Below are 17,114 nucleotides of genomic sequence, written 5' to 3' on the forward strand. Positions count from 1 at the left end.
ATAGACAGTGGCACTTGCCGCTATCTGATAGCGCCACTATCTATGATGTGGGCGTCGGTCGGCAAGGCCGAAGAGGGACCGGAAAGGTGAACAGGCAGTGCGCATCGGAGAGTTGAGTCGCAGGACCGGGGTGTCCGTGCCGACGATCAAGTTCTACGTACGGGAGGGACTGCTTCCGGCCGGAGAACTGACGAGCCCGAACCAGGCCTCGTACGGAGAGACGCATGTGCGGCGGCTCCGCCTGATCCGGGCGCTCCTCGATGTGGGCGGCCTGTCGGTGGCGGGGATCCGTGAGGTGATCGTGGCGATCGACGATTCGGAGCGGCCGCTGCACATGGTGCTCGGCGAGGCGGCGAACCGCATGGTGCCGCGGTATGAGCGCGGGGACGAGGACGGGGCCGGGATCGCCGAGGCGAGGAAGAGGGTCGCCGAGCTGATCGAGGCGCGCGGATGGCACACCTACGAGGGGAACCCGGCGGCGGAGGCCCTGGCGACGGCGATCGCCGCGCTCGACGACCTCGGCCACGGCCGGTTCGTCGAGGTCCTGGACGCGTACGCGGACGCGGCGGAACGGGTGGCCCGGGCCGACCTGGAGTACGTGGCGCACCAAGTGGCGCGGGAGGAAGTGGTGGAGAGCGTGGTGGTCGGCACGGTCGTCGGCGACGCCGTCTTCGCCGCCATGCGCCGGATCGCCCATGTGGAGGAGTCGGGACGGGTCTTCGGGGAGACGGCGTGATGGGCTGACGCACTGACGCACTGACGCACTGACGCACTGACGCACTGACGCACTGACGCACTGGCGGGCCGACCGGCGGGCTGGCGGTGTCACGGCCCGGCGGTGTGGTGGCCGGCGGTGCGGTGGTCGGCTGTGCTCACGCGAACGGGGGTGGCCGGGGCGAAACGCCCCGGCCACCCCCGTCGGAGGACCCGCTCAGCTCTCCTGTTCGCGTTCCACCTGGTCGTTCCACTCGCGCTTGATCGCGCGCCACGCCTCGTCCGACTTGCCCAGGCGCCAGTAGCCCGAGATCGACAGGCGCTCGCGCGGCACCTCCCGGTCCAGGCGCAGATGGCGGCGGAGCTCCTTCACGAAGCCCGCCTCGCCGTGGACGAAGGCGTGGACGTCACCCGCCGGGAAGTCCAGCGCCCGGACCGCCTCGACCAGTGCCTCGCCCACCGGGCGGTCGCCCCGGTGGAGCCACGTGATGTCGACGCCCGCCGCAGTCTCCGGCTTCTGCTCCTCCGCCGCGTCCGCGATCTCCACGAAGGCGTGCGCCCGCGCACCGGCGGGCAGCCGCTCCAGGGCCGCCGCGATCGCCGGAAGCGCGCTCTCGTCGCCCGCGAGCAGGTGCCAGTCCGCCGCCTCGTCCGGCGCGTAGCCGCCGCCGGGGCCGAGGAAGCGCACGGTGTCGCCCGCCTCGGCGCGCGCCGCCCACGGGCCCGCCAGGCCCTCGTCGCCGTGGACCACGAAGTCGATGGTCAGCTCGCGCCGCTCCGGGTCCCAGGCCCGTACCGTGTACGTCCGCGTCGTCGGCCACTGCTCCCGGGGGAACTCCTCCCGGATCCGCTCCATGTCGAACGGCTCCGGGTAGGTCACGCCCTCGGGGGCGAAGAGCAGCTTGACGTAGTGGTCGGTGTACTCGCCGACGTCGAAGCCGTCGAGTCCCGAGCCTCCGAGGACGAGCCGCACCATGTGCGGAGTGATCCGCTCCGTGTGCACCACGCGCGCTTCGGTGGCCTTCGGTGACCTGCGGGCCGGCTGCTCTGCCACGACGTGCTCCCCTGACTTCCGCGTACTTAGGTATGCCTAAGCTAGCACTTCGCCGCGCGGACGGTCCTGTTCCGGCCGGGCCGGGTCAGCGTTCCAGGACCGGCAGCAGCCGTCCCACGGCCCCGGTGAGGCCCCACCGCTCCACCAGCGCGTCCAGGGCCGCCGGGTCGCGGGGGCCCGGGGGCAGGGCCGGGTCGAACTCCGGCAGCGGTACGTCGGCGGCGACCCGTACCACCGTCGGCGCCACGTCCAGGTACGCGGCCGCCTCCACGATCCCGCGCCGCTTGGCCGGGGTCAGCTTCGACGCCGGGTCCTCCGCCGCCGCCCGGACGCCCGCCAGGTCCCCGTACTCCGTGATCAGCTGCGCGGCCGTCTTCTCGCCGATGCCCTTCACGCCCGGCAGTCCATCGCTGGCGTCCCCGCGCAGCGCGGCGAAGTCCGCGTACTGGTCGGGGCGCACCCCGTACTTCGTGAGGATCAGCTCGCCGTTCACCAGGTCGCAGTCGCCGACGCCCTTGCGCGGGTACAGCACCCGCACCTCCCGGGCGTCGTCCACCAGCTGGAACAGGTCCCGGTCGCCCGTGACGATGTCCACCGGTCCGGCGGCCCGGCCCGCCAGCGTCCCGATCACGTCGTCCGCCTCGTACCCGGCCGCCCCGACCCGGGCGATGCCGAGCGCCGCCAGGACCTCCTCGATCACCGGCACCTGCGGGGACAGGGTGTCCGGGACCTCCTCCTGGTCCGGGCCCGTCTCCGTCTCCACGGCCACCCGGTGCGCCTTGTACGACGGGATCAGGTCCACCCGCCACTGCGGGCGCCAGTCCTCGTCCCAGCAGGCCACCAGGTCGTCCGGGCGGTGGTCCTGGACGAGCCGGCCGATGAAGTCGAGCAGTCCGCGCACGGCGTTCACCGGAGTGCCGTCGGGGGCCCGCACGGAGTCCGGCACGCCGAAGTACGCGCGGAAGTAGAGGCTGGCGGTGTCGAGGAGCATCAAACGTCGCGTCACCCGGCCGATCCTATGGCGCGGCGCGGTGCGCCGGGGGAGCACCGTAAACGGGTCTTCCGGACCGTTCCCCCGTGACCCGTGTCACCTTTGCGTTTGCGACCTTCGGCCCCGGGCATGCGCGAGCCCGGAGTCAACCCCGGTACGGAAATCCGACGAAAGGATCCCGTGCGCGACGGGGCGCGGGCCGATCCCGCGGGCTCCGCGGTCCGGCCTCGCGGGGGTGGCGGGGCCGTTCTTCGTTGCTACCCGTGAGGTGTATGTGTCCAGGCTCCAGGCCGACCACCTGTACAAGGTGTTCGGCAGACGACCCGACGAAGCCGTCCGCAGGCTGGTGGACGGTGCCGACCGCGACGAGCTGCGCGCCGAGGGGACGACGGCGGCCGTCGTGGACGCCGGATTCGTCGTCGAGCCCGGCCAGATCTTCGTCGTGATGGGCCTGTCCGGTTCCGGGAAGTCGACCCTCCTGCGCATGCTCAACGGACTGCTCGAACCCACCGCGGGCCGGGTCCTCTTCGACGGCGACGACCTCACCGCGCTCTCCCCCCGCGACCTGCGCGCGGTCCGCTCCCGCCGAATCAGCATGGTCTTCCAGCACTTCGCGCTCTTCCCGCACCGGAACGTCCTGGAGAACGCCGCCTACGGCCTGGAGGTCCAGGGCGTGCCCCGCGCCGAGCGCGAGACCCGCGCCGCCGAGGCCCTCGAACTGTGCGGCCTCGCCGGCTGGGAGAAGTCCTGGCCCGACGAGCTCTCCGGCGGCATGCAGCAGCGCGTCGGCCTGGCCCGGGCGCTCGCCACCGACGCGGACCTGCTCCTCATGGACGAGTCGTTCAGCGCGCTCGACCCGCTGATCCGCCGCGACATGCAGGACCAGCTCCTCGTCCTCCAGAAGCAGTTGAAGAAGACCATCGTCTTCATCACCCACGACCTCAACGAGGCCATGCGCCTCGGCGACCGGATCGCCGTCATGCGCGACGGCAGGATCGTCCAGCTCGGCACCGCCGAGGACATCCTCGTCCGCCCCGCCGACGACTACGTGGCCTCCTTCATCCAGGACGTCGACCGCTCCCGGGTGCTCACCGCCTCCGCCGTCATGGCGCCGGGCGCCCCCGCGGCCGACTGCCCCGCCGACTGCGCCTGCCGGCCCGTCGGGCCCGACACCCTCGTCGCGGACCTGTGCGCCGTCGCCGCCGGAGCCCCGCACCCCGTCACCGTGGAGGACGCCGACGGCACCGTCCTCGGCGTCGTGTCCCCGGAGCGCCTCCTCGGTGTGATGGGCGGCCTCGGCACGCACGACGCCGCCGTGAACGACGTCACCACGAAGGGCGTCGAGGACAGGCGCGCGGCCACCAAGGGCCTCGGAGCGAAGAACGCGGACGCGAAGAACACCGACGTGAGGAACGCGGACGCGAAGAACACCGACGTGAAGAGCACCGACGTGAAGAACGCCGACACGGCCGTCATGAAGGACTCCGACCCGGAGAACCCCGGTACGAAGGGCGGCGACGGCGCCGAGAACGTCTCCGCGAAGAGCGGGCGGGAGGTGACCGCCGGTGCCTAGGCTCCCCCTCGGGCAGTGGGTCGACAGCTCCGTCGACTGGCTCCAGTCCCAGTTCTCCTGGCTCTTCGACGCCGTCACCACCGGCGTCACCGGCCTCTACGACGGCATCGACGCCGTCCTGTCCGCACCCCAGCCGCTCCTGTTCGCCGGCCTCCTCGCCGTCGTCGCCTGGTGGCTGCGCGGCTTCGCCGCCGGCCTCCTCGCCTTCGCGGGCTTCGCGCTCGTCGACTCCGTCCAGCTGTGGGACGAGGCCATGGCGACGCTCTCGCTCGTCCTCGTCGCCACCCTGGTCACCCTGGTGATCGCCGTGCCGCTCGGCATCTGGGCGGCCCGTTCGAAGACCGTCAGCGCCGTCATGCGCCCGGTCCTCGACTTCATGCAGACCATGCCGGCGATGGTCTACCTGATCCCCGGCATCATCTTCTTCGGCGTCGGCGTGGTCCCCGGCATCATCGCCACCATCGTCTTCGCGCTGCCCCCGGGCGTCCGGATGACCGAGCTCGGCATCCGCCAGGTCGACGGCGAACTCGTCGAGGCCGCCGAGGCCTTCGGCACCACCCCGCGCAACACCCTGCTGCGCGTGCAGCTCCCGCTCGCCCTGCCCACGATCATGGCGGGCGTCAACCAGGTCATCATGCTGGGTCTGTCCATGGTCGTCATCGCCGGCATGGTCGGCGGCGGCGGGCTCGGCGGCGCCGTCTACCGCGCCATCGGCAACGTCGACATCGGCCTCGGCTTCGAGGCCGGCGTCTCCATCGTCGTCCTCGCCATGTACCTCGACCGGATGACCGGCGCCCTCGGCCGCCAGGTCTCCCCGCTGGGCCGCCGCGCGGCCGCCAAGGCGCGCGCCGCGAGCGCCAAGGGCCCCGGCGCCAAGCTCTGGGCCCACCGGCCGCAGCCCGTCACCGCCCTCGTCGGCGTCGTCGTCCTCGCCCTCGTGGCGGGAGGCACCGGCTTCCTCGGCACCGGCTCCGGGGGCGCGGGCGGCAACGGCAAGAAGGTCAGCATCGGCTACATCCCCTGGGACGAGGGCATCGCCTCCACGTACCTGTGGAAGGAGCTCCTGGAGCGGCGCGGCTACGAGGTCGACGCCAAGCAGCTGGAGGCCGGCGCGCTCTACACCGGCCTGGCCGGCGGCCAGCTCGACTTCCAGACCGACTCCTGGCTCCCCGTCACCCACGCCCAGTACTGGGAGAAGTACAAGAACAAGCTGGAGGACCTCGGCTCCTGGTACGGCCCCACCTCCCTGGAGCTCTCCGTCCCCTCGTACGTGAAGGGCGTCGACTCCCTCGCCGACCTCAAGGGCAAGGCCGGGCAGTTCAAGGGCCGGATCGTCGGCATCGAGCCCAGCGCCGGAATGATGGGCATCCTCAAGGACAAGGTCCTCAAGGAGTACGGCCTGGAGGGCGAGTACGAGGTCGTCGACGGCTCCACCCCCGGCATGCTCGCCGAGCTGAAGCGGGCGTACGAGCGGAAGGAGCCCATCGCCGTGACCCTCTGGTCCCCGCACTGGGCCTACTCCGCCCACGACCTGAAGAAGCTCAAGGACCCCAAGGGGAGCTGGGGCAAGGGTGACGGAGTCCACACCCTCGCCCGCAAGGGCTTCACCGAGGAGAACCCCGAGGTCGGCGCCTGGCTGAAGGACTTCGAGCTGTCCGAGAAGCAGCTCACGGACCTCGAAGCCGTCATCCAGGAGACCGGCAAGGGCAAGGAGCAGGAGGCCGTCCGCACCTGGCTCGACCGGAATCCGGGCCTCGCGGAGAAGCTCACCCCGCAGTAGCCGCCCGACGGGACCGGAACGGTTCCTGTCCGAAAAGGGGTGGTCGCCGAACGTGTTCGGCGACCACCCCTTTTCCGCACGACGCGAAACGCCGCCCCAAAGCTGCGTAAGGTTCAGGTAACCGACCGGTACGAGGATCGCGACGGGCACGAGGGAGGGAGCCGACATGGACGAGAAGGAATCACCCCGCGTGGGCGCGGCCGTCAAGAGGCGCCGCAGAGCGCTCCAGCTCACCCTGGCCGTCGTCGCCTCCCGCAGCGGCCTCTCCGTGCCCTTCCTCAGCCAGGTCGAGAACGACCGGGCCCGCCCCAGCCGCCGTTCCCTCGAACTCGTCGCCGGGGCCCTGGAGACCACGGCCGGCGAACTCCTCGCCGTCGCCGAGGCCTCCCGGACCGTCGACGTCGTACGGTCCGGGGAGACCTCCCCCGACCTGCCCGAGGGCGTCCGCTCCCTGGTCCGGGGCCGCCACCAGCTCCACGCCCTGGAGTTCACCGGCGAGCAGGACGCGGGCCGCGAGTTCCAGCACCGCAACGACGAGCTGCTCTACGTGGCCGACGGCGCCGCCGAGGTCGAGGCCGAGGGCCGCGCCTACCGGCTCGACCGGGGGGACACCCTCTACCTCTCCGGCGGGGTACGGCACCGCTGGCGCGCCACCGAGCCCGGCACCCGGCTCCTGATCGTGGCGGTCGGGGAGCACGTGGAGGCGGAGGAGGAGTGAGGGACGGGGCCGTCCGCACGGGGCCGAGGGTCGTCTCCCTCGTGCCCTCCCTCACCGAGGCCGTCGCCGTCACCCTGCCCGGCGCCCTCGTCGGCGCGACCGACTGGTGCGTGCGCCCCGAGGGTCTCGACGTCCTCCGGATCGGCGGCACCAAGAACCCCGACGTCCCCGCGATCACCGCCCTCCGCCCCGACCTCGTCCTCGCCAACGAGGAGGAGAACCGCGCCCCGGACCTCGACGCCCTGCGCGCCGCCGGGCTCGACGTCCTCGTCACCGAGGTCCGCACTCTCGACCAGGGGCTGCGGGAGCTGGAACGGGTCCTCGCCGCCTGCGGCGCGCCCCGCCGCCCCCGCTGGCTGGCGGAGGCCGGGGAGGCCTGGGCGGCGGTCGAGCCCCTGCGCCCGGAGGCGCCGCTCACCGCCGTCGTGCCGATCTGGCGCCGTCCCTGGATGGTCCTGGGCCGCGACACCTTCGCCGGCGACCTGCTCGCCCGCCTCGGCGTCCGCAACGCGTACGCCGGCCATCCTGAGCGCTATCCCCGCCTTCCGCTCGACGAGCTGCGCGCCACCGCCCCCGACCTGGTCGTCCTGCCCGACGAGCCCTACCGCTTCACGCGCGACGACGGCCCCGAGGCCTTCCCCGGGACCGCCGCCGCCCTCGTCGACGGGCGCATGCTCACCTGGTACGGACCGTCGCTGGCCGAGGCTCCGGAGCGGCTGTCCCGGGCCCTGCGAGCAGCGCGCCGCTGACGAGCCCGCGCGCGGTGTGGAGGGCGGCCACCAGCCAGGCCGCCACGAGGAGCGCGTACAGGCCGACCGCCAGCCACCGGAAGGCGGCCAGACCGGTGTGCTGCGCGAGCCCCTCGGCGCCGGTCACGCAGGTGCCGACGGGGAAGGTGAACGCCCAGAAGGTCATCGCGAAGCCCATGCCCTGGCGCCGTGCCCGCAGCACCATCGCGCCGGCGAGCGCCAGCCACAGCAGCGCGAAGCCCATGACGGGCACCCCGTAGAGGACGGCGAAGGCGGCGAAGCCGTGCGCGTACGGTTCGGGCAGCACGCCCGGGGCCGTGTCGGCGAACTTGTTCGCGGCGGTCGTCGACTGGCCGAGGGGGCCGAGGACCAGGAAGAGGGTGGGGGTGAGCGCGAGCGGCAGCGGACCGCCGGTGACGAGCCGCCCGAAGACCAGGGGCAGCACGACCAGGGTGGCGAGCAGGCTGAGGCCGAACAGGGCGTAGCAGGCGATCAGGAGCGTCTGCCGGGCCTGCCCCGGGGGCAGGTGGGGGACGAGCAGCGGGCCGAGGGCGGCGGAGACCATGGGGGCGACCAGCGGCAGCAGCCACACCGGGGACGCGCCCTCGATCCGGTGGTGCACCACCATCAGGTACGGGACGGCCACGGCCGCCACCAGGCCGATCAGCGTGCCGGCGCCGAACAGGACGGTGTCGAGCGCGACGGCCGCCGGGAGCCCGATCCAGTCCCGGCCCACGACGAGGGCTCCGCCGCCGACCGCGAGCAGCGCCATCGACAGACAGCCGTAGAACGGGGCCACGGCCGGGTCCATGAGGTGGGCGCGGGCCTGGTCGCGGTGGTGGACCCAGTGCAGCGCGCGGGCCGGGAGCAGCACGAGCAGCATCGCGAGCGACAGCGCCCAGACCGCCGCGCAGGCGGTACGGAGACCGGGGACGTGCACCGGGAGGGCGGCGCCCGCGGTGGCGACGATCGCCGTGCCCATCACGGAGGCGTACCAGTTGGGTCCGAGGTGACGGACGGAACGGCCCCGGAGGCCCGGCCGGGCGCCCGGGGTGGTGGCGCGGGGGACCGGAAGGGGGGCCGGGCGGAGGGGTGCGACGCTTGCCATGGCTCCACCGTCGTCCCGTTTCCGGGCCCGGACCAGGGATCATGGGGCTATGACGCCATAAGCTGGGTTTATGGGTAAGGGAACGCGGGACGGTGGTGCCCACGCGGACGACGGTGCGCACGGGGGCGGAGTGCGGGGCGGTACGTCTCGGGGCGGGTCGGCTTCGGGCGGCGGGCCCGCGCCCCGTGGAGGCCCGGTGTCCCGCAGCGGCTCGGCGCCCGGCAGCCGCCCCGCGCCCGTCGGCGGTCCGGCGACGGCCGGTGCCCCCGCCCCCCGCCCCCACCTCTCCCACCGCGTCCCCGATCTCGGCGCGCTCGAACTGCTCCTCGCCGTCGCCCGGCACGGCAGCCTCGGGGCCGCCGCCCGCGAGGTCGGGATCACCCAGCCCGCCGCGAGCAGCCGGATCCGCTCCATGGAACGGCAGCTCGGGATGGCGCTGGTCGACCGTTCGCCGCGCGGCTCCCGGCTCACCGACGCGGGCGCCCTCGTCACGGACTGGGCGCGGCGGATCGTGGAGGCGGCGGAGGCCTTCGACGCCGGGGCGCAGGCCCTGCGCGGACGCCGTGACTCCCGGCTGCGGGTGGCCGCGTCCATGACGATCGCCGAGTACCTGCTGCCGGGCTGGCTGATCGCCCTGCGCGCCGAACGCCCCGACACCGCCGTGTCGCTCCAGGCCGGGAACTCGGCGGCCGTCGCGGAACGCCTCTTCGCGGGCGACGCGGACGTCGGCTTCGTGGAGGGCCTCGCCGTGCCGGACGGCCTCGACGGCGTGGTCGTCGCGCACGACCGCCTCGCGATCGTCGCCGCCCCCTCGCACCCGTGGGCCTGCCGCCGCGCCCCGCTGGACCCGGCGGAGCTGGCCGCGACCCCGCTGGTGTTGCGGGAGCGCGGCTCGGGCACCCGGCAGGTCCTCGACGCGGCGCTCTCCGCCCACGGCGGCCTCGCGCGACCGCTCCTCGAACTCGCCTCCACGACGGCGGTGAAGGCCGCCGCCGTCAGCGGTGCGGGCCCGGCGGTCCTCAGCGAGCTCGCGATCACCGAGGAGCTGGCCTCCCGCCGGCTGGTCGCCGTCCCCGTCGAAGGGGTGGTGCTCCGCCGGGACCTGCGGGCCGTCTGGCCCGCCGGCCACCGCCCCACGGGCCCGGCCCGCGACCTGCTCTCCCTGACCCGCGACCGGCCGTAGGTCCGGGCGGTTCCTAGACGCCCGCCGCGCGGTGGGTGATCCGCCCGTCCAGGACCGTCAGCAGGACCGGCAGGTCCGGCAGCTCCGTCGCGGCCGTGGTCAGCGGGTCGCCGCCGAAGACGGCCAGGTCGGCGCGGTGGCCGAGGGCGATCCGGCCCGCCTCGTGCTCCTCGCCCGCCGCGTACGCCGGAGCCGTCGTCAGGCCCCGCAGCGCCTCCAGCGGCGTCAGCGCCTGCTCGGGCCCGTGCGGCGCCCGGTCGAGGTCGCGGCTCGGGCGCCGGTGCCGGGCCCCGGCCATCACGCCGAGCGGCGGGAACGGCGCGATCGGCCAGTCCGAGCCGAGGACCACGGTGGCCCCGGACTCCAGCAGGTCCCGGCAGCGCCACGCGCGCGAGGCGCGCTCCTCGCCGAGCCGGCGCGACCAGTTGTCGGTGTGGTCGGCGCGGGTGAAGTCGCAGCAGTGGGTGGGCTGCATGGAGGCGAGGACGCCCAGCTCGGCGAAGCGGCGCAGGGTGTCGTCGGGGACGGTCTCGATGTGCTCGACCCGGTGCCGCACCTCGCCGCCGCCCGAGGCGCGCGCCTTCTCGACGGAGTCGAGGACGTGCCGGACGGCCGCGTCCCCGATGGCGTGCGTCGCGGTGGGCACGCCCGCCCGGTGCAGTTCGCCGACGATCCGGGTGTACGCCTCGGGGTCCGGCCAGAACGCGTGCGTGGACTCGCCGTGGCAGTCGGGCCGCTCCAGCCACGCGGTGCCGTTGTCGATGGTCCCGTCCATGAACAGCTTCACGCCGGCGACCCGCCACAGCGCCCCGCCGGTGCCCTGCCGCCCGATCAGGTCCCGCACGCCGTCGGCGTCGGTGCCGGGCTGGCACCAGGGCGCGACCCGCAGCCGCAGCGGCAGCTCACCGGCCGCGTCGAGCTCCCCGTACAGGGCGAGGCTGTCGCCGTTGGCGTCCATGGCGTGGCCGCCGGTCAGGCCCGTGGCGGCCATGGCGCGCAGCGCGGCCGCGAGCCGCTCCCGGCTCTCCTCGCGCGTCGGCCTCGGGGCGACCCGCTCGACCAGTTCGCAGGCGGCGTCCTCCTGGAGGAGGCCGGTGGGGCGCCCGTCGGCGTCGCAGACGACCTCGGCGGAGGCCTGGTCGAAGGTGCGGGGGCCGTCGACCCCGGCGAGTTCGAGGGCCCGGCGGCTGGCGAGGGCCGAGTGGGCGTCGAAGAGCAGGAGGAAGGCGGGCACCCCGTCGAGGACGGAGTCGAAGGGGGCGGTGCCGACGGGCCGGTCGCCGAAGACGTTCGGGTCGAGGCCCCAGCCGAACAGCCATGCCCCGCGTTCCAGGGTCCGCACCTCGCGGGCGAGCGCCTCGCGGAGGTCGTCGAGGTCGGCGCAGTACGACAGGTCGAGGCCGTGCGTCAGCTCGGCGCCGGTGACGGGGTGCACGTGCCCGTCGACGAGCCCGGGGGTGACCACGGCCCCCTTGAGGTCGACCACGGTGGTCGCCGGACCGGCGAGCGCCCGGATCTCGCGGTCGTCGCCCAGGGCCGCGATCCGGCCGTCGTCGGAGACGGCGAGCGCGGTCTCCGGCAGGAACGCCCCCGTGCCGGGGTCGAGCAGACGGGCGGAGAGCAGGACGAGACGGGTGCGCACGGTGGCTCCAGGGGGTGCGGGACGGTTCTTCGGCGGTACGAATGCGGATACGGGGGAGAGGTGTGGGCGGCGAGTGGCGGGTGTCGGGTCACGTGCGCGGGCGAGGGACCGTCCGAGTCGGCCCGCAAGCATCAGTCCCTACGGGTCGGCCCACACGGAGCCCGTACGGGTCGGCCCGCAAGAAGCAGCCTGTACCGGCCGGGCCCGCCCGAAGGGGCGACCTGCCGCATAGGCCACCCGCACGGCCCGCCCGCACGGATCAGCTCGGCGCCGCCGGCAGCGGCGTCCCCGTCAGCGCCCCGGCCGCCAGGCCGAGTTCGCGTTCCGCCGTGGTGAGGGCCATGCGGGTCACCGCCTCCGGCCGGTTCCCCCGGTCGGTGTTGGCGTGGGCGCCGAGGCCGTCGAGGACGACCAGGATCTGGATGGCTGTCGTGCGCGGGTCGTCCGTGCGGAACTCGCCCCGCTCGACGCCCTCGCGGATGAGCCCTTCGAGGCGGTCGTCGGAGGCGCGCTCCTGCTCGGCGACCCGGTCGCGCAGGACGGGCCGGTAGCGGCTGAGGTGCCGGGCGTTGATCCACAGGCGGCTGATGTCGTCGTACGCCTCTCCGGCCGAGAGGGCGAAGTAGCGCGCGAGGTACTGCACGGGGGTGCCGTGCGGCCGTTCGGCGGGCAGCAGGGAGTCGAGCTCGCCGGTGGAGGCCACGGCGAACGCCTCGGCCACCAGCTCCTCCGCCGAGGGGAAGTAGTGGCTGATCAGCCCCGGTCGTACGGCCAGTTCCTCGGCGATCCGCCGCAGCGTGACGCACTCCAGGCCCTCGGTCAGGGCGACCCGGGCCGCGGTCTCCACGATCTCCGCACGCCGGGCTTCCGGAGTTTTCCGAACGCGCTTGCGCTCAACGCTTGACGACATACCGGGGATGCTATTGAGTGTGCGACCAATAAGCAACCAGGTGGGCACCACACGCTTCCGGAGGGCCGCATGGCTTCCACGATCCCCGACCAGAACCCGGCCTCCGGGGCCGCTCAGGTCACCCCTCCGGCCGCCGACCGGCCCGGCCGCATCGAGGCCCACGGCATCGACCGCATCCCCGACGAGGAGCGCCACGGGCACCCCCGCGAGCTGTTCTCCGTGTGGGCCGCGGCGAACGTCAACTACCTGAGCCTGGTCATCGGCGGCGCCCTGATCCTGATGGGCCTGACCCTCTGGCAGGCCCTCGGCGTGATCGTCGTCGGCAACCTCTTCTGGGTGCTCACCGGACTGCTCGCCACCTCGGGCCCGGCCGCCGGCGCGCCCAGTGAGGTGATCACCCGGGCCGTGTACGGCGTCCTCGGCAACCGCGTGAACAACGCGGTCGGCGGCTGGCTGGTCTCCGTCTGCTACTTCGCCCTCAACCTGGCCGCCGCGGCCACCGCCGCCTTCGCGTTCGTGGAGAGGACCGGCCTCGCCGTCACCGTCCCCGTCGAGGTGGCCGTCATCGTGGCGATCGCCGCCCTCACGCTGGTCATCAGCGTCTACGGGCACGGCCTGATCGTCCGGCTGTACCTGCCGATCACGCTCGCCCTCGCCGCGGCCTTCGCCGTCGTCGCGTTCGCCGTCCTGCTCCACGCCGACCTCGGGTACGCCCCCGCCGCGCGCCTCTCCGGCGTCGAGCTGTGGTCCCTGCTCCTCGCGGGCACCACGATGATCGCCTCGGGCCCGCTCTCGTACACCACGAGCGCCGACTTCTCCCGCTACCTGCCCCGCACCGCCCCGAAGCGGGCGATCGTCGGCTGGACCGCGCTGGGCGCCTTCCTGCCCAGCGTCGTCGTCTCCTCGCTCGGCGCCCTCGCGGCCACCGCCGTCGACATGACCGACCCGCAGACCGCGCTCCAGGAGATCCTGCCCGGCTGGTTCGTGCCGGTCTTCCTGCTCGCCCTGGTCCTCGGCACCGTCGCCATCAACGCCCTGACCGCCTACAGCGCCGGACTCGCCCTCCAGGCCGTCGGCCTGCGCGTCCGCCGCTCCGTCAGCGTCCTCCTCGACGGCGCGGTGGCCGTCGCCCTGACCCTGTACGGCGTGCTCGTCTCCGACTTCCTGGACACCGTCAGCAACGCCCTCCAGGTGATCACGGTCCTGGTCGGCCCCCTGATGGCCCTCTACGCCACCGACGTCCTGCTGCGCCGCTGCCGCTACGACGGCGTCGCGCTCTCCGACGAGACCCCCGGCAGCCCCTTCTGGTACACCGCCGGCGTCAACCTGGCCGGAGCGCTCGCCCTCGTCGCCGGTGTCACCGCCGCGTCCCTCTGCGTCGACACCCTCTACACCGGGCCGGTGGCCTCGGCCCTCGGCGGCGTCGACCTCTCCCTGCCCGTCGGCATGGGCGTCTCCGCCGCCCTCTACGCCCTCCTGATGCGGGGCGACCGCACGCTGCTCGCCGCCCGCGCGGCCGGCTGAACCGGCCCTTCCGCCGGACCCGGGCCGCCGCCTGACCGAGCCCTTCTCCGAGCCCCGGACCGCTGCCTTGCCGGGCCCTTCCCTCAGACCCGGACCGCGGCCGCTGCCGCCGCCTCGATCAGTCCCCGCATCACGCGCCGGTCCTCGCCCATCTCCGGGTGCCACTGCACCCCGAGGGCCCAGACCGGATCGGCCAGCTCCACCGCCTCCACCGTGCCGTCCTCCGCGCGGGCCGAGACCGCGAGTCCCGCGCCCAGCCGGTCCACGGCCTGGTGGTGGTAGGCCGGGACCTCGGCCGTCTCCGGCACCAGGGAGGCGTAGCGGGTGCCCGGCACCGGCTCGACCTTGTGCCGGCCGATCACCCCGACCGCCTCCACGTGCCCGTCCAGGTGCTGGACCAGCGTCCCCCCGAGGGCCACGTTCAGGAGCTGCATCCCCCGGCAGATGCCCAGGAGCGGGGTGCCGGAGGTGAGGGCCGCGTCGATCAGGGCCAGCTCCCAGGAGTCCCGCTCCCTGGCCGGGGGACCGGTGCGGGGGTCGGGCTCGGCCCCGTACCGCACGGGCTCGACGTCCGCCCCGCCCGCGACGACGAGCCCGTCGAGCCGGGCCACGACCGCCGCCGCGACGGCCGGCCGGTCCGGCGGGAGCATCACCGCGATGCCCCCGCTCTCCCGCACCAGCCGGGGGTACGGGGCGGGCAGCAGCGCCGCCTCCATGTCCCACACCCCCCAGCGGGCCCGGTCCAGATAGGTGGTCACGCCGATGAGCGGCTCGGACACGAGGATTCCTCCAGAGAGATCGGGACGGCGTCAGCCGCGTTCGAGTTCGGCCTCGGCCGCGGCGAGCGCCGCGAACTCCTCCTCGGGCGCCTTGGCGACCAGGTGGTGCCGACTGTAGAACGCGAAGTAGGCGAGGGCGATCACGTACACCCCGAGCGCCATGAACGCCGCCGTCCGGTCGACCAGGAAGGTCGCCACCAGGGCCGACAGGGCCAGGACGAAGGCCGTCGACGAGGTCGCGATCCCGCCGGGCGTGCGGTACGGCCGGTGCAGGTGCGGCTCGCGGCGGCGCAGCACGATGTGCGAGAGCGCCATCAGGGCGTACGAGATGGTGGCGCCGAAGACCGCGATGTTCAGCATCCGCGCCCCGTTCCCGGTCCCGGCCGCGAGGGCGAAGCCGATCGCGCCCGGGATGAGGAGCCCCAGGTAGGGCGACTTGCGGCGGCTGGTCAGGGAGAGGAAGCGGGGCAGGTAGCCCGCCCGGGAGAGGGCGAAGAGCTGGCGCGAGCCGGCGTAGATGAGGGAGAAGAAGGAGGCGACCAGACCCGCCAGGCCCGCGTAGTTCACGAACCGGCTGAGCGCCGTCGGCTCCCCGTCGCCCTGGAGCGCCACGACCAGCGGGTTCCCCGCCTCCTGGACGGCGGCCGCGCCGCGCGCCCCGGTGGCGGCGAAGAAGGTCATGACGGCGAGCAGCACCAGGACGCCGAGCGAGATCGCCAGCGCCTTCGGCATCGAGCGGACCGGGTCCTTCGCCTCCTCGGCGGCCAGCGGCACCCCCTCGACCCCGAGGAAGAACCACATGCCGAAGGGGAACGCGGCCCAGATCCCGAGCAGTCCGAACGGCAGCCAGGAGTTCGAGCCGAAGGCCTCGCCGTCCACCGGGATGTCGTTCAGGCCGTCCACGTGGAAGTCGGTGAACGCGCCGGCCGCGAAGACGACCAGGGCCGCGACCGCGATCGCCGTCACGACCAGGCTGAACCGCAGCGCCTCGCCCACGCCCCACAGGTGGATCCCGATGAAGAGCGCGAAGCAGACCAGGTAGACCGGCCAGCCGGACTCCAGGCCGAAGAGCCCCAGGGACTCGACGTAGTCGCCGATGAAGATGGAGATCGCGGCGGGGGCGAGGATGTACTCGATGAGGATCGCGGTGCCGGTGAGGAAGCCGCCCCAGGTGCCGAGCGCCCGGCGGGCGAAGCCGTAGCCGCCGCCCGCCGTGGGCAGGATGGCGGAGAGCTCGGCGAGCGCGAAGACCAGACAGGCGTACATCGCGCCCATCAGGACGGTGGCGACGGCGAGCCCGCCGAAGCCGCCCTTCGACAGGCCGATGTTCCAGCCGGAGAAGTCCCCGGAGACGACGTAGGCGACGCCGAGGCCGGTGAGCAGCAGCCAGCCGGCGCTGCCGCGGCGCAGCGCGCGCCGCTTCAGGTAGTCGTCCTCCGGCGGGGCTCCGGGCGTCTTCCCGGACGTGCTCCCGGTCGTGTCTTCGAGCGTCATGGCAGCGTCAGCTCCCCGCAACGGGCCCAATGGATTGAGGCCATACCTTTGCGCCGCCCCGACGGGAACGCAACCCCCGTGCGTTACTTTCGGGTTACGGGGCCGGGTTGCCGGGCCGGGTCACGGGTCCCCGGCCCTCGCGGGCCCGTTCACGTCAGGAAGCCCCGCAGCAGCGCCGCCGTGCCCGCGCAGTGCTCCCGCATCACCTCGCGCGCCGCGTCCGCGTCCCCGTCGAGGACCGCCTCCACGAGCGCGGTGTGCTGGTGCTGGGAGTGCTCCAGGTTCCGCACGAGCAGCGGGATGCAGTCGAGCAGGTCGTTCACCGTCGCCCGGACCGCCGCGTACCGAGCCGTCAGACTCGGCGACCCGGACAGCTCCGCAAGGGTGAGGTGGAGCAGGGTGTCCTGGCGCCGGTAGTCGCCGAGCGGGGCGTCGTGGGTCGCCGCGAGGGCGGACCGCAGCCGCCCGGCGCCCGCCGCGTCCAGGCCGTGGGCCGCGCACAGGCCCGCGGCCCCCACCTCCAGGACCTCCCGGAAGCGCAGGGTGTCCTCCACGTCGACCGAGGCGATCCGGCGGCGCAGCTCGTCCTCGTCGCCCGTCCGGACCCGGGGCAGCACGAACGTCCCGCCGTACCGGCCGCGCCGGCTCTCCACGAGCCCCTGCTCCTGGAGGACCTTCAGGACCTCGCGCAGGGTCACCCGGCTGATTCCCATCCGGTCGGCCAGCTCCCGCTCGGCGGGCAGCCGCTCCCCGTCCGGCACCAGGCCGAGCCGCACCACCTGGAGAATCTGCTCCAGGGCCTCCTCGAACCCATTGCCCGCCCGCACCGGCCGCAGCACGGGCGTCAGCCGGTCCGCCGATTCACTCGTACTGGCCACGTTCTCGTTTCCTTTCC

General features: G+C 73.9%; 14 protein-coding genes and 1 pseudogene. 7 read left to right on the forward strand and 8 right to left on the reverse strand.

Going from position 1 to position 17,114, the window contains the following annotated elements; translation table 11 throughout:
* Positions 1-97 precede the first annotated feature (97 nt).
* A complete protein-coding gene (locus AB0398_RS23125) occupies positions 98-736 on the forward strand; it encodes a MerR family transcriptional regulator (protein ID WP_366377514.1) in 639 nt (212 codons plus the stop codon).
* A gap of 195 nt (positions 737-931) precedes the next feature.
* On the opposite strand, the gene AB0398_RS23130 is transcribed toward AB0398_RS23125, so the two are convergent.
* A complete protein-coding gene (locus AB0398_RS23130) occupies positions 932-1,768 on the reverse strand; it encodes a siderophore-interacting protein (protein ID WP_366377515.1) in 837 nt (278 codons plus the stop codon).
* An 85-nt stretch (positions 1,769-1,853) separates the two neighbouring features.
* Positions 1,854-2,759, reverse strand: coding sequence for a 5'-3' exonuclease (locus AB0398_RS23135; RefSeq protein WP_366377645.1), 906 nt, complete (start codon positions 2,757-2,759; stop codon positions 1,854-1,856).
* Positions 2,760-3,033: 274 nt separating this feature from the next.
* On the opposite strand from AB0398_RS23135, the pseudogene AB0398_RS23140 reads away from it, so the two are divergent.
* The 4 genes and pseudogenes from AB0398_RS23140 to AB0398_RS23155 form a co-directional block, all read left to right on the forward strand.
* Positions 3,034-4,050, forward strand: a pseudogene (locus AB0398_RS23140) (glycine betaine/L-proline ABC transporter ATP-binding protein); the annotation flags it as partial.
* 274 nt (positions 4,051-4,324) lie between these two features.
* Positions 4,325-6,112, forward strand: a complete 1,788-nt coding sequence (locus AB0398_RS23145) for an ABC transporter permease/substrate binding protein (protein WP_366377516.1) — start codon at positions 4,325-4,327, stop codon at positions 6,110-6,112.
* Positions 6,113-6,278: 166 nt separating this feature from the next.
* Positions 6,279-6,830 carry an XRE family transcriptional regulator gene (locus tag AB0398_RS23150; RefSeq protein WP_366377517.1) on the forward strand — a complete coding sequence of 184 codons (552 nt, stop codon included), beginning with the start codon at positions 6,279-6,281 and terminating at the stop codon, positions 6,828-6,830.
* The gene (locus tag AB0398_RS23155; RefSeq protein WP_366377518.1) at positions 6,827-7,579 is read left to right on the forward strand and encodes a helical backbone metal receptor; all 753 of its coding nucleotides are present in this window, start codon (positions 6,827-6,829) and stop codon (positions 7,577-7,579) included. The genes AB0398_RS23150 and AB0398_RS23155 overlap by 4 nt, the downstream gene beginning before the upstream one ends.
* Here AB0398_RS23155 and AB0398_RS23160 read toward each other — a convergent pair.
* Complete coding sequence (locus tag AB0398_RS23160) at positions 7,506-8,687, reverse strand: TDT family transporter (protein WP_366377519.1); 1,182 nt, start codon at positions 8,685-8,687, stop codon at positions 7,506-7,508. The genes AB0398_RS23155 and AB0398_RS23160 overlap by 74 nt on opposite strands.
* A gap of 319 nt (positions 8,688-9,006) precedes the next feature.
* Here AB0398_RS23160 and AB0398_RS23165 point away from each other — a divergent pair, with 319 nt between their 5' ends.
* Positions 9,007-9,870, forward strand: coding sequence for a LysR family transcriptional regulator (locus AB0398_RS23165; RefSeq protein WP_366377646.1), 864 nt, complete (start codon positions 9,007-9,009; stop codon positions 9,868-9,870).
* 13 nt (positions 9,871-9,883) lie between these two features.
* Here the strand turns inward: AB0398_RS23165 and AB0398_RS23170 are convergent, their stop codons facing one another.
* Together AB0398_RS23170 and AB0398_RS23175 are read right to left on the reverse strand one after the other, a co-directional pair.
* On the reverse strand, positions 9,884-11,512 hold the full coding sequence (locus AB0398_RS23170) for an amidohydrolase (protein WP_366377520.1): 1,629 nt from the start codon (positions 11,510-11,512) through the stop codon (positions 9,884-9,886).
* A 259-nt stretch (positions 11,513-11,771) separates the two neighbouring features.
* Positions 11,772-12,422, reverse strand: coding sequence for a TetR family transcriptional regulator (locus AB0398_RS23175; RefSeq protein ID WP_366377521.1), 651 nt, complete (start codon positions 12,420-12,422; stop codon positions 11,772-11,774).
* Between the two features lie 69 nt (positions 12,423-12,491).
* Here AB0398_RS23175 and AB0398_RS23180 point away from each other — a divergent pair, with 69 nt between their 5' ends.
* Positions 12,492-13,946, forward strand: a complete 1,455-nt coding sequence (locus AB0398_RS23180) for a cytosine permease (RefSeq protein WP_366377522.1) — start codon at positions 12,492-12,494, stop codon at positions 13,944-13,946.
* Between the two features lie 83 nt (positions 13,947-14,029).
* On the opposite strand, the gene AB0398_RS23185 is transcribed toward AB0398_RS23180, so the two are convergent.
* The 3 genes from AB0398_RS23185 to AB0398_RS23195 form a co-directional block, all read right to left on the reverse strand.
* Complete coding sequence (locus AB0398_RS23185; RefSeq protein ID WP_366377523.1) at positions 14,030-14,725, reverse strand: gamma-glutamyl-gamma-aminobutyrate hydrolase family protein; 696 nt, start codon at positions 14,723-14,725, stop codon at positions 14,030-14,032.
* 30 nt (positions 14,726-14,755) lie between these two features.
* Positions 14,756-16,219 (reverse strand): ethanolamine permease, encoded by a 1,464-nt coding sequence (gene eat, locus AB0398_RS23190; RefSeq protein ID WP_366377524.1) that lies wholly within the window; start codon positions 16,217-16,219, stop codon positions 14,756-14,758.
* 149 nt (positions 16,220-16,368) lie between these two features.
* Positions 16,369-17,097, reverse strand: a complete 729-nt coding sequence (locus AB0398_RS23195; protein ID WP_366377525.1) for an FCD domain-containing protein — start codon at positions 17,095-17,097, stop codon at positions 16,369-16,371.
* Positions 17,098-17,114 lie beyond the last annotated feature (17 nt).

Origin of the sequence: Streptomyces sp. NPDC086147 (assembly GCF_040702165.1) — a bacterium.
GTDB lineage: Bacteria > Actinomycetota > Actinomycetes > Streptomycetales > Streptomycetaceae > Streptomyces.